12 protein-coding genes are annotated in these 11,048 nt (G+C 67.8%); 8 read left to right on the plus strand and 4 right to left on the minus strand.

Annotation, left to right across the window (positions count from 1 at the left end; all coding sequences use genetic code 11):
- On the plus strand, window positions 1–167 hold a 167-nt coding region (locus tag AS181_RS24815; RefSeq protein ID WP_175404391.1), incomplete at its 5' end, for a transposase.
- Between the two features lie 498 nt (window positions 168–665).
- Here the strand turns inward: AS181_RS24815 and fadD8 are convergent.
- On the minus strand, window positions 666–2,312 hold the full coding sequence (gene fadD8 / locus AS181_RS24120; RefSeq protein WP_058253926.1) for a fatty-acid--CoA ligase FadD8: 1,647 nt from the start codon (window positions 2,310–2,312) through the stop codon (window positions 666–668).
- 156 nt (window positions 2,313–2,468) lie between these two features.
- On the opposite strand from fadD8, the gene AS181_RS24125 reads away from it, so the two are divergent.
- Complete coding sequence (locus tag AS181_RS24125; protein WP_058253927.1) at window positions 2,469–3,125, plus strand: GNAT family N-acetyltransferase; 657 nt, start codon at window positions 2,469–2,471, stop codon at window positions 3,123–3,125.
- 74 nt (window positions 3,126–3,199) lie between these two features.
- Here AS181_RS24125 and AS181_RS24130 read toward each other — a convergent pair whose 3' ends face one another.
- Genes AS181_RS24130 through AS181_RS24140 form a run of 3 tightly spaced genes read right to left on the minus strand, consistent with a single transcriptional unit; the run spans window position 3,200 to window position 5,313 of the window.
- On the minus strand, window positions 3,200–3,580 hold the full coding sequence (locus AS181_RS24130; RefSeq protein ID WP_058253928.1) for a nuclear transport factor 2 family protein: 381 nt from the start codon (window positions 3,578–3,580) through the stop codon (window positions 3,200–3,202).
- Window positions 3,577–4,473: an SDR family oxidoreductase gene (locus tag AS181_RS24135; RefSeq protein WP_058253929.1), complete on the minus strand. Its 897-nt coding sequence runs from the start codon at window positions 4,471–4,473 to the stop codon at window positions 3,577–3,579. The genes AS181_RS24130 and AS181_RS24135 overlap by 4 nt, the downstream gene beginning before the upstream one ends.
- A 51-nt stretch (window positions 4,474–4,524) precedes the next feature.
- Window positions 4,525–5,313, minus strand: a complete 789-nt coding sequence (locus AS181_RS24140; RefSeq protein WP_058253930.1) for an SDR family oxidoreductase — start codon at window positions 5,311–5,313, stop codon at window positions 4,525–4,527.
- 91 nt (window positions 5,314–5,404) lie between these two features.
- Between AS181_RS24140 and echA20 the strand changes: the two genes are divergently transcribed.
- The 6 genes from echA20 to AS181_RS24170 form a co-directional block, all read left to right on the plus strand.
- The gene (gene echA20, locus AS181_RS24145) at window positions 5,405–6,190 is read left to right on the plus strand and encodes a (7aS)-7a-methyl-1,5-dioxo-2,3,5,6,7,7a-hexahydro-1H-indene-carboxyl-CoA hydrolase (RefSeq protein ID WP_058253931.1); all 786 of its coding nucleotides are present in this window, start codon (window positions 5,405–5,407) and stop codon (window positions 6,188–6,190) included.
- A gap of 1 nt (window position 6,191) precedes the next feature.
- A complete protein-coding gene (locus AS181_RS24150; RefSeq protein ID WP_058253935.1) occupies window positions 6,192–7,085 on the plus strand; it encodes a CoA transferase subunit A in 894 nt (297 codons plus the stop codon).
- Window positions 7,082–7,873 carry a CoA-transferase subunit beta gene (locus tag AS181_RS24155; RefSeq protein WP_058253932.1) on the plus strand — a complete coding sequence of 264 codons (792 nt, stop codon included), beginning with the start codon at window positions 7,082–7,084 and terminating at the stop codon, window positions 7,871–7,873. Before AS181_RS24150 ends, AS181_RS24155 begins: the two co-directional genes overlap by 4 nt.
- Window positions 7,870–8,982, plus strand: coding sequence for an NAD(P)H-dependent flavin oxidoreductase (locus AS181_RS24160; protein WP_058253933.1), 1,113 nt, complete (start codon window positions 7,870–7,872; stop codon window positions 8,980–8,982). Before AS181_RS24155 ends, AS181_RS24160 begins: the two co-directional genes overlap by 4 nt.
- Before the next feature lie 144 nt (window positions 8,983–9,126).
- Window positions 9,127–9,927 (plus strand): ABC transporter ATP-binding protein, encoded by an 801-nt coding sequence (locus AS181_RS24165; RefSeq protein WP_058253934.1) that lies wholly within the window; start codon window positions 9,127–9,129, stop codon window positions 9,925–9,927.
- A gap of 314 nt (window positions 9,928–10,241) precedes the next feature.
- Window positions 10,242–11,048 (plus strand): DUF222 domain-containing protein (locus AS181_RS24170; protein ID WP_139114276.1); only part of this gene is annotated, 807 nt, incomplete at its 3' end.

Genomic DNA, 11,048 nt, shown 5'->3' on the forward strand with positions numbered 1-11,048 from the left:
ACCGCCACGACCCCATCCGCCGCTGGGAACCCAAACGCTTGCGCCACCGCCTGTTCACCGTCGGCGGCAAGATCATCACCCACGCCCGCACCACCACCCTGCGACTACCCACCGACTGGCCCTACAACCACCACATACGCCACGGCTGGCAACGCCTCACCGCCTAACCAGCCCCTCGGTCACCGCGCCCCGTCACCGCCGCCCACCCCACCTCAGAACCCGAACAACCAGCGAACCCAACGCTGGCGATCCACCCTGCCCACACACCAGCACCAACCATCAAAAGGCGACACCGACAACCGATCGGCGAAACCCCACCCACCCGTGAAAGATTCAGGCTGAGGTGCGAGCGAAGCGAGCCACGAAGGGCTCCGCAACCTGTCTCACCAGGCCCTTCGTGGCTCGTCGACCTCGATGCGCTCCTTCGTCGCTTGCTCGGCCCGGCGGCTAACGCTCCTCACACCTCAGTATCTGCGGCCAGGCGGCCGTCGTGGACAACGAAAGAACCTCCGCTCCCTGAGGAGGCCGGAGCTTGCGGAGCCGTCACGAAGGGTCCTGGTGAGCCGGTTGCGAAGACCCTTCGTGACGCGCCCTCCGCAAGCTCCGGGCGCTCCTCAGGGAGCAGGGGGCAGGTCGTTTCTTTCGGATTAGGGAGCAGAGGGGATCTAGCCGACGCCGCGGTCGGAGTCGGCCCAGTACTGGGACCGCAGCGCCTTCTTGTCCGGCTTGCCGAGCGCGGTCAGTGGCAGGGCATCGGCGAAGATCACCCGCTTGGGTGACTGCACCGCACCCTTGCGGTCTTTCACGGACTGCTGGATCTCGGCGGTGATCCGGTCCTTCGCCGCGTCGTCGGCGTCGGCATCGTTGCGCAGCACCACGATCGCGGTGACCGCCTCGCCCCACTTGTCGTCCGGGACTCCGATCACGCCGACCTGACCCACTGCCGGGTGTTCGGCGACGACGTCCTCGACCTCGCGCGGGAACACATTGAAGCCACCGGTGACGATCATGTCCTTGGTGCGGTCGACGATGAACCAGAATCCGTCCTCGTCCTCGCGGGCCACGTCGCCGGTGCGCAGCCAGCCGTCGCGGAAGGTGTCCGCGGTCTGTTCGGGGAGGCCCAGGTACCCGCCGGCGAGAAGTGGTCCCGCGACGCAGATCTCGCCGGGTTCGCCCTGCGGGACGGGCTTGTCGTCGGGCCCGAGCAGGGCGGTACGCAGGAAGGCCGACGGCCGTCCGCAGCTGCTCAGCCGACGCTGGTCCTCACCGGGACCCGGATGATCACCCTTGGCCAGGTAACTGATGACCATCGGCGCCTCGGACTGGCCGTAGTACTGCGCGAAGATCGGACCGAAGCGTTCGATGGCCTCGGCGAGACGCACCGGATTGATCGGCGACGCACCGTAATACACGGTTTCCAGCGAGGACAGGTCGCGCGTCTTGGAGTCCGGGTGGTCCATCAGTGCGTACAGCATCGAGGGCACCAGCATGGTCGCGGTGATCTTCTGCTCCTCGATCGTGCGGAGCACCTCGGCCGGGTCGAATTTGGACAGGACCACCATCGACCCGCCCTTCATGAGGGTGGGGACGAAGAAGGCGGCGCCGGCGTGCGAGAGGGGCGTGCAGAGCAGGAACCGCGGGTGTTCGGGCCATTCCCATTCGGCGAGCTGGATCTGCGTCATCGTCGACATCGCGCGGGCCGTCCCGATGACGCCCTTCGGCTTGCCGGTGGTCCCGCCGGTGTAGGTGATGGAGACGACGTGGTCGGGTGAGAGATGCGCGGCGACAAGGGGCTTCGGCTCGAAGTTGTCGGCTTCGGCGATCACGTCCCGCGCGTGGGCGGCGAGTTGCTCCGGCACCGGCCCGAGCGTCAGCACCTGCTTGAGACCGGGAACCCGTTCGAGCAGCGCCGCGGCCCGCTCGACGAACATGGGCACCGGGTCGATGATGAGAGTCGACACGCCGGCGTCGGAGAGCACGTACGCGTGGTCGTCGAGTGACCCCAGGGGATGCAGTGCGGTGCGGCGCCATCCCTGCGTCTGGCCGGCGCCGATCACGAACAGCACCTCGGGCCGATTCAGCGCGAGCAGGCCGACCGCGGTTCCCGTACCAGCCCCCAACCCCTCGAACGCCTGGATGTACCGACTGATCGACGCGGCCATCTCACCGCCGGTCATCTCCGTGTCGCCGAGCGACAGTACGGTGCGGTCGGCGTGCCGCCGCAGCGCCGCGACCATCAGGTCGCCCATGTGCGTGCCCCCGCGCAGGTGATCGAAGTCGGCCGGTGCTGTCGTCGTACCCTCGTTCGTCATGACCACCAGACTAGGACGTGTTACAGCTCTAGGGAAGAATCTCCACCAAAACCGCACTATGAGACACGAGAACGTGTTCTAACATTCCCTTGCGGATGCGCCTGCCGCGAATCTGAAGTCCGCCACCGGCGAGGGGTGGTGACCTAGGATCGAACCATGACTGATCTCGACCTCGCCACCACCCGGCGTGACATCGCCGACGCCCTGCTGACCGCCCTCGAGCGCCGCCACGAGGTCCTCGATGCCATCGTCGACGCCGAGAATCACGACGAGGCCGTCACCGCGATCGTCGACCTGCTCGGCAAATCCAAGCTCGGCGCCGAGGCCATCCTCGACATGAAGCTCGACCAGCTCACCAAGGACGACCGCCGCAAGAACCAGGCCGAACTCGACGACCTCAACAGCGCCCTCACCTTCACGCTCGCCGAACGTCCGGCCAGCAGTGGGGACACCCTTGATCTCCGTCCGTTCGACCCGTCCGCCGACGCCGAACTGTTCTCGGCGCGCACCAACGAGATCGGCACCGCCGGCGACGGTTCGGGCGCTCCCGCCGGCGATGTCGCGGCCGAGATCGATGCCGCCACCGCCCGGGTCGACGCCGAGGAAGCCGTCTGGCTGGTCGCCGTCGAAGGCGAGTCGAAGGTCGGCTTCGTGTTCGGCGAACTGAAGGACGGCGAGATCGACCTGCGCATCTGGATCCACCCGCAGTTCCGCAAGTCGGGGTACGGCACCGCAGCGCTACGCAAGTCCCGTTCGGAGATGGCGGCGTACTTCCCCGGCGTGCCGATGGTCGTCCGCGCGCCCAGCGCCTGACGGTCCACCTACAGTCGACGAACCCACCGCCCGTTCGGGGTGGTGGGTTCGTCTGTTGGTGGCGTGCCGGACGGTCAGGCCCGTTGGGGCCGCGGGAGGCCGAAGTGGGCGACGATCGCGCGGATCCGGTTGTCCTCGTCGACCACGAAGGTCTCGGACACGGTGGCACCCAGCCGAAGGGTCTTGGGTCGGACGTGGACGATGTAGCGCGTGGTGACGCTGTGCCCGTCCACCGTGGCGGTGAAGTCCGAGATCCGGTGGATGAGGCGGAATTGCGGGCCACGCGCGAGGCTGCGGGCGATGTGGTCGCCGTCGCGCCCGGTCCGCACACCGAACTCCACGCGGGTGCAGTCCGGGTGCAGGACGACCGCGGACGGATCGTGACTCACCAAGGCGTCCACATAAGCGCGCGCCGCGGCGATCCGCTCGGCCGAGGGATCTCGGGGCGAGGTCATCGCGCGCCGTACACCGGCATCGGTACCGGCGCCTTGGCCAGGATCTCCTCGATCACCGGGCCGAGCTCGCCGGCCTCCCACCGAGAGCCCTTGTCCCGCTCGATGCTTCGCTGCCATCCATCGGTGATCGAGATCTTGCCGCCCTCGACTTCGAACACCCGGCCGGTCACCGAGCCCGCCGCGGGCGAACCCAGCCAGACCACGAGGGGCGAGACGTTCGCCGGATCCATCGTGTCGAAGGAACCGTCGGCGGGCGCCGCCATCTGAGCGGCCATCGCCTCACCGGCACCCATGGTCATCTGGGTACGGGCGGCCGGAGCGATCGCGTTCACGGTCACACCATACGACCCCAGTTCCGCGGCCGCCTGGATCGTCAGAGCCGCGATGCCGGCCTTCGCCGCGACGTAGTTGCCCTGCCCCACCGAACCGTACAGTCCCGCACCGGAACTCGTGTTGATGATGCGCGCCTGCGGAACGTCGCCGGCCTTCGCCTGGGCACGCCAGTACGCGGCTGCGTGCCGCAGACCGACGAAGTGCCCTTTGAGATGTACGCGGACGACCGCATCCCACTCGTCCTCCGACAGCGAGACCAGCATCCGGTCACGCACGAAACCCGCGTTGTTGACCAGTACGTCGAGGCGTCCGAAGGCGGAGAGTGCGGTCTCGACCATGGCCGCACCCGAATCCCAGTCCGCGACGTCGCCCACCGACGCGACTGCCTGCCCGCCGGCGGCGACGATTTCGTCGACGACCTCACTCGCGGGGTCCTCGGCGTAGTCGTTGACGACGACCTTCGCGCCGTCGGCGGCGAACGCGAGGGCGTGGGCGCGTCCGATGCCCTGGCCGGCACCGGTCACGATGACGACACGACCCTCATTCAACTTGCTGGTCACTGATGTTCTTCCTTTCCGAAGTGTCTGCGGCCCCGAACCGCACACCGGGTCTCAGACTGCGTTACCGGCCGTGGCGGCGTCGAGGAATGCCGGCTTCTCGCCACCGCCGTGGACGGTCAGCGTCGACCCGGTGATGTAGCCGGCAAGTGGTGACAAGAGAAAGGCGACCGCGTTGCCGACATCGGCGGGCGTGGCCATCCGCCCCATCGGGATGGTCTCGCCGACGGCTGCCACACCGGCGTCGTCGCCGTAGTGCAGGTGGGACTGTTCGGTGACGACCGGGCCGGCCACGACCGAGTTCACCCGCACCCGCGGCGCCCACTCGACGGCGAGCGAGCTCATCAGGTTGTCGAGTCCGGCCTTCGCCGCACCGTAGGCCGAGGTGCCGGGTGACGGCCGGTGGCCGCTCACGCTCGAGATGTTCACGATGCCACCGCCATCCGGCTGCGTCTGCATCACCGCGTTGGCCGCGCGGGCCACGGCGAGCGGGGCGAGCAGATTGAGGTCGACGATCTTGCTCGCGAACCGGACCGACGCGTCGGCGGCCAGCGCGAACGGGGAGCCGCCGGCATTGTTCACGACACCGTCGATGCGTCCGGCCCGCCCGATGATGTCGTCCATCATCGCCACGACCGCATCCGCGTCGCGGACATCGCAGGACACGAAATCGAGATCGCGGAGGTCGTCGGCGAGATTGTCGGCGTTGCGACCACAGATCACCGGACGGGCGCCGAGCGAACCCAGGACGCGGGTGATCCCGGCACCCACCCCGCGCGCCCCGCCCGTGACCAGGATGACCTTCCCGACCAGGCCCAGCTCGACCTGTGACTGCGTCTGCATGGGTGCTACCCTACCAAACAACCAAGCACTTGCTTGGTGCGCTTCCGCAGTCCCCTCGGACTGTCCGGACCGCCCCATGAGAGGAGGCCGCGTGCCGATCACCACGACACGTTCCGATACCGGGATCGTGACCGTCACCGTCGACTATCCGCCGGTCAACGCGCTGCCATCGGCCGCATGGTTCGAACTCGGCGACGCCATCACCGCCGCCGGCCGGGACCCCTCCACCCACGTGGTGGTGCTCCGCGCAGAAGGTCGGGGCTTCAACGCGGGCGTCGACATCAAGGAGATGCAGGCGACCGACGGCTTCGACGCCCTGATCGGCGCCAACCGCGGATGCGCCGCCGCCTTCAGTGCCGTCTACGACTGCGCCGTCCCCGTCGTCGTCGCCGTCAACGGGTTCTGCGTGGGCGGCGGCATCGGCCTCGTCGGCAATGCCGACGTCATCGTGGCCTCCGACGACGCCGTCTTCGGACTACCCGAGGTGGACCGCGGAGCACTCGGCGCCGCAACCCATCTCGCGCGGCTCGTGCCACAACACATGATGCGCACCCTCTACTTCACCGCCAAGAACGTCACCGCCCAGCAACTCGAGCACTTCGGTTCGGTCTACCGGGTCGTGCCCCGCGAGGAACTGCTCGACGCGGCACTCGAGGTCGCAGAGGCCATCGCCGCCAAGGACACTCGCGTGATCCGCGCAGCCAAGGAGGCGATCAACAACATCGACCCCGTCGACGTCAAGGCGAGTTACCGCCTCGAGCAGGGGTACACCTTCGAGTTGAACCTGGCCGGCGTCGCCGATGAGCACCGCGACGCGTTCGTGTCGACCGGCAAACCACTTGCCGCGAATTCCGCCTCGGATGGAGGACGTGCCTGACATGCCCACCGACAAGACAAGCACTTTCGACGACGTCATCGCCGAGCTACGCGACGGCATGACCATCGGCATCGGCGGATGGGGTTCGCGCCGCAAGCCGATGGCGTTGGTCCGTGCGCTCGCCCGCTCCGAAGTCAAGGACCTCACCGTGGTGACCTACGGTGGCCCCGACCTCGGATTGCTCTGCGCGGCAGGGAAGGTGCGCCGCGCGTACTACGGCTTCGTCTCGCTCGACTCGGCTCCGTTCTACGATCCGTGGTTCGCCAAGGCGCGCACCAACGGCGAGATCGAGGTACGCGAGATGGACGAGGGCATGGTGAAATGCGGCCTCGAAGCAGCCGCCGCACGCGTGCCGTTCCTGCCCATTCGTGCCGGCCTCGGCTCCGACGTCCTCAACTTCTGGGAGGGTGAGCTGAAGACCGTCACCTCGCCCTATCCCGACGCCGACGGCCGGACGCAGACGCTGGTGGCCATGCCGGCACTGAAGCTCGACGCCGCCTTCGTGCACCTGGATCTGGCCGATGCCCACGGCAATGCCGCCTACACCGGGGTCGACCCGTACTTCGACGACCTCTACTGCGCGGCCGCCGAACGTCGCTATCTCGAGGCCGATCAGATCGTCTCCACCGAGGTGCTCGTCAAAACCGTCCCACACCAACGTCTTCTGCTGAACCGAATGGCCGTCGACCGCGTCGTCCACGCGCCCAACGGCGCTCACTTCACGTTTGCCGGGGAGTACGGCCGGGACGAGAAGTTCCAGCAGTTCTATGTGGCGTCGGCGAAGGAGCCCGAGACCTGGGACGCGTTCTCGCGCCGATTCCTCCAGGTCGACGAACAGACCTACCAGCGAGAAGTGACCGCCTGGCAGGACGAGCAGAAGGAGACCGGACAGTGAGCACCGCCGAAACCGCGACCACGCCCGGTGAATCGTCCGGTACGGATGAACCCACCCGCGCCGAGTACTGCGTGATCTCCTGCGCCGACATCTTCGCCGGCGCCGGCGAGATCATGGCCTCGCCGATGGCGCCCACTCCCCTGCTCGGCGCCCGGCTCGCGCGTCTCACCACCGAACCCGACCTGCTGATCACCGACGGCGAGGCGCTGATCCTCGCCGACACCCCGCCGATCGGGAAGACCGGGCCGATCGAGGGGTGGATGCCGTTCCGCAAGGTGTTCGACGTCGTGGCATCGGGTCGGCGCCATGTTGTCATGGGCGCCAACCAGATCGACCGGCACGGCAATCAGAACCTGTCGGCGTTCGGTCCGTTGCAGCACCCCACTCGTCAGATGTTCGGTGTGCGTGGCGCGCCCGGCAACACCATCAACCACCCCACCAGCTACTGGGTGGCCCGCCACACCGCGCGCGTCTTCGGCGAGTCCGTCGACATCGTGTCGGGCGTCGGTTTCGACAAGGTTGATCCGGAGAACCCGGCCTTCGACGACCTGAACATCCATCGCGTGGTCACCAACCTCGGCGTCTTCGACTTCGGCGGACCAGGCCACACCATGCGGGCCCTGTCCCTGCATCCCGGGGTCGGCGCCGACGAGGTCGCCGAGAACACCGGCTTCGAGGTCGAAGGCGTTGCCGACGCACCCGAAACGCGCCGGCCGACGGCAGAGGAGCTCGGTCTGATCCGGGACGTCCTCGACCCGAAGGGCATCCGCAACAAGGAAGTCCGATGAGCAGTCCCACCAGCGCACAACCGAGTCCCGCGCGCGCCGCCGGACTGTCGACGTCGTTCACCGAGCTCGTCGGCATCGAGTACCCGATCGTCCAGACCGGCATGGGATGGGTGTCCGGACCGTCGCTGACCTCGGCAACCTCGAACGCCGGCGGGCTGGGCATCCTGGCGTCGGCCACGATGACGTTCGCGGAACTCGAGGCGGCCATCGCGAAGACGAAATCGTTGACGGACAAGCCATTCGGTGTGAACATGCGTGCCGACGCGACCGATGCCCCCGAACGCATCGACCTGTTGATCCGAGAGGGCGTCAAGGTCGCCTCCTTCGCGCTGGCCCCGAAACCCGAACTGATCGCGAAGCTCAAGGACAACGGCATCGTCGTGATCCCGTCGATCGGTGCGGCCAAACATGCCGTCAAGGTCGCCTCGTGGGGTGCCGACGCAGTGATCGTCCAGGGCGGCGAGGGCGGTGGTCACACCGGACCGGTCGCCACCACCCTGCTGCTGCCGTCGGTGCTGGATGCGCTGTCCGCCAAAGGTATCGACATGCCGGTGGTCGCCGCGGGCGGGTTCTTCGACGGCCGTGGGCTCGCCGCCGCACTCGCCTACGGGGCTCAGGGCGTGGCCATGGGCACCCGGTTCCTGCTGACGTCGGACAGTGCCGTGCCCGACTCCGTCAAGCAGGAGTACCTCGCCCGCGGTCTCGGCGACACCGTTGTCTCGGTCAAGGTCGACGGCATGCCGCACCGCGTGTTGCGTACCCCGCTGGTGGAGGCGCTCGAGAGCGGGAGCCCGGCCCGGGCCCTCGTCGCCGCGGCCCGCAATGCCAACGAGTTCAAGCAGATGACCGGCATGCGCTGGACGACGATGCTCAAAGACGGGCGCACGATGAAGAAGTCGGGCGAACGCACGTGGCAGCAGGTCATCATGGCGGGCAACACCCCCATGCTGCTCAAGGCCGGCCTCGTCGAAGGTGACACCCGCGCCGGCGTGCTCGCCTCCGGCCAGGTCGTCGGCATGATCGACGACCTGCCCAGCTGTGACGAGTTGATCCAGTCGATCATGACCCAGGCGCACGAACGGCTGAAGGCTCTCGGGTCGTTGGGCTAGGGGCCGCGGCCGCCGGGCCTTCGAGGCTCGTCGCTGGCGCTCCTCACACCTCAGGCAGCGCAGGGCGGCCCGTCACCCCCCCGCCCCCTGAGGAGGCCCGGAGCTTGCGGAGGGCCGTCACGAAGGGTCCGGTACCTTCGGACCGTGACGACTCCGGAAGTCCTGCGCCTGAATTCGGTCGACTTCGTGCGGCAGTCCCGCGCGATCCTCGCGGACATCGACCTCACCGTCCACGCCGGCGAGCGGTGGGCGCTCATCGGCCCGAACGGCGCCGGCAAGTCGACGATCCTGAGCCTATGTGGCGCGGAACAGCATCCGACGCGGGGGACCGTCCATGTCCTCGGACACCAACTGGGGCGCGTCGAGACCCGGAAGCTGCGCGAGTCCATCGGCCACGTCAATCCGCGGCATCCGCTGCGGTCGCCGCTGTCGATCCGCGAGGTGGTGCTGACCGGTGCGACCGGCACGACCGAGCTGATGGACCACCGGGAACCCGCATCGGAGACACTGGCCCGCGCCGACGAACTGATCGAGATGCTCGGCTTGAGCGCGCTCGCGTCGGCGCCGTGGACGAACCTGTCGCAGGGCGAACGCGGCCGGACCCTGATCGCCCGCGCGCTGCTCTCCGATCCTCGACTCCTGCTGCTCGACGAACCGTCGACCGGCCTCGATGTGGCTGCCCGCGAGCGTCTTCTGCAGACCGTCGACCGGCTGCACCGGACACATCCCGATCTCGCGACGGTGCTCGTCACCCATCACCTCGAGGAACTTCCCGAGACGACCACGCATGCCGTGCTGGTGACCGGCGGCCGGATCCTCGCCGCGGGGCCGGTTCACGACATTCTCACCACGGCCCTGGTGACCGAGTGCTTCGATTACCCGATCGAGATCGCCCACCAGGAAGGGCGGTGGTCGGCGCGGGGGGTCGCGACCACTGCTCCCTGAACTCGAGCACCGCGAGTACGGGCCCCGCCAATCCCCGAGCAGTTGGCAGAGCGGACAGGCTCCTCAGGTCCCCAGCGCGAAGGCCGCCGGCGACGAGATGGCACTGCAGATTTCGTGCGCTCCGAGGTCGGTGGTGAACCCGGGCCCTATGCTCGGCTAGCCACCGTGTGACTGGTGGGGTTTCTGTTCACCACGGTTCACTGCGGTTCACCACTGATGTTCGTGTGACATAGACTGCCGCACAGCTTGATTCGACGGCAGATAGGTTGTGGACAAACCTCGTCGTCGAACGTTTTGGCGAGTACATTGGTCTCATGTCCTCGATCACCGAGCTCCGCGACACCCTCATTGGTCTACAACCCCCGCCCGACGACGGGAGTGGTCGCCTGGTAGTCGAGCGACTCGACGAACTACGCGTGCTGCGCAACGTCCTCGATCACCAGATCGCCGTCCACATCGCCCTGTTGGAGGATTCGGGGGCACCGGCGCGAGCAGGGTCGACGACCCGATCCTGGCTGATCGAGATCGGCCTACCCCCGACGGCCGCGCACCGCGGTGCACGGATCGCCGCCGGACTGGGATCGTTGCCGAAAGTCGCTGACTGCGCCGCCGACGGGTATCTCGCGGCCGAGTGTGTTGATGCAGTGGTCCGCGGTATCGCGTCCATCGACAAACAGGCAGCGACTGCGTTGTCCGACGATGACCGGTCGGTGTTCGAGAGCGAACTACTGGCGCAGGCGTTCTCCGGGGCCACCCCCGCCGAGATCAACACTCACGCCCGGAGCATCGCCACGCGGGTCGCCGATGACGATCCGCACGCGGTCGCGCCGGCCGATGATGCGTCGCTGAACACCTTGCACACCAGAGTGACCGACGAAGGCCGGGTCGCGATCACCGGCGATGTGACGGCGGTGATCGGCGAGAAGTTCCTGGCGATGATCGACGAACGCTCCTGTCCGCGTCCCGAACCCGACGGGGCCGACGACCGCCGTGATGTCGGGCAGCGTCGTGCGGACGGGTTGGAGCTACTGCTCGATCAGGCCGCGATCGGTGCGGCGATGACCACCGCAGGTGCACCCCGCACTCAGGTAGTGGTGACCATCCCCGCTGATGGTGTGGGC

The sequence above is a fragment of the Gordonia sp. SGD-V-85 genome, assembly GCF_001456905.1.
In the GTDB taxonomy this organism is placed as follows: Bacteria; Actinomycetota; Actinomycetes; order Mycobacteriales; family Mycobacteriaceae; genus Gordonia; species Gordonia hongkongensis.